Genomic DNA, 1,301 nt, shown 5'->3' on the forward strand with positions numbered 1-1,301 from the left:
CGGTGAGTGAAGCCGACAACACGCTGTTCACGACGTTGACGATGAACGCGCAGGCGCTGCACCTCGACGAGGCATGGAGCGCCACCCAGCCCTTCGGCCGCCGCCTGGTCAACAGCCTGTTCACGCTGTCGACCCTCGTCGGTCTGTCAGTCAACCAACTCACTCAGGGCACGACCGTCGCCAATCTCGGTTTCGCCGAGGTCCGCTTCCCGGCGCCGGTCTTCCACGGCGACACGCTCTACGCCGAAACAGTGGTCCTGGACAAGCGCCTGTCACGCAGCCGGCCGGGACAGGGCGTGGTCACCCTTGAGCACACCGCGCGCAACCAGCATGGCGAGGTGGTCGCGGTCGCCGTGCGCGGCGCGCTGATGCTGCGCTCGGACACAGCGGGCCCGAACACAACGGGCCCGAACGCGGGCGGCGGATCCACCGCCGCCGATTCGTCCGATCCGCCGACAGGCCCGGCCCCGGAGCTGGACCCGGACGTGGCCCGATGACCGCGCGCCTGCCCGGACCGGCGCTGCTGTTCTGTCCCGCCGACCGTCCCGACCGGTATGCGCGGGCCGCCGCGGCGGCCGACGGCGTCATCCTCGATCTGGAGGACGCCGTGGCACCTGAGGACAGACCGCGGGCGCGCCAGGCGCTGCGCGAGACCCCGCTCGACCCGGCGCGGACGATCGTGCGGGTCAACCCGGCCGGCACCGACGACCACGCCGAGGACATCGCGGCGCTGGCGGGCACCCCCTACCAGGCCGTGATGCTGGCCAAGACCGAGACCGCCGAGCAGGTGGCCGCGCTCGCCCCGCGGCAGGTCGTCGCGCTGTGCGAAACTCCACGCGGCGTGCTCGCCGCACCCGCCATCGCCGCCGTCAGCAACACCGTCGGCATCATGTGGGGAGCCGAAGACCTGGTGGCCGCGCTCGGCGGACGTTCCAGCCGGGACGCCGACGGCCGCTACCACGACGTCGCCCGCCACGCCCGCGCCAGTATCCTGCTCGCCGCCGGCGCCTACCTGCGCGTCGCCGTCGACGCGGTCTACCTCAACATCACCGATCTCGAGGGGCTCGCCCGCGAGGCGCGGGACGGGGCGGCGAGCGGGTTCACCCTGAAGGCCTGCATCCATCCCAGCCAGGTCGCCGCCATACGACAGGCTTTCCTGCCCGCACCGGAGGAGATCGACTGGGCCAGTCGGGTGCTCGACGCCGCGGCCCGCTCCCCCGGCGTGTTCAGGTTCGAAGGCCGCATGGTCGACGCCCCGGTCCTGCGCCACGCCGAGCGCATCCTCGCCAGCCGGGCGCGCT

2 protein-coding genes are annotated in these 1,301 nt (G+C 72.9%); both read left to right on the forward strand.

Annotated elements, in window-relative coordinates; genetic code table 11:
- Window positions 1-497, forward strand: a 497-nt coding sequence (locus MJ783_RS04180) for a MaoC family dehydratase (protein ID WP_239308591.1), incomplete at its 5' end; no start/stop codon positions are given.
- Window positions 494-1,301, forward strand: an 808-nt coding sequence (locus tag MJ783_RS04185) for a CoA ester lyase (protein WP_239308592.1), incomplete at its 3' end; no start/stop codon positions are given. The genes MJ783_RS04180 and MJ783_RS04185, both read left to right, overlap by 4 nt.

Origin of the sequence: Protofrankia sp. Cj3 (assembly GCF_917627355.1) — a bacterium.
GTDB lineage: Bacteria > Actinomycetota > Actinomycetes > Frankiales > Frankiaceae > Protofrankia.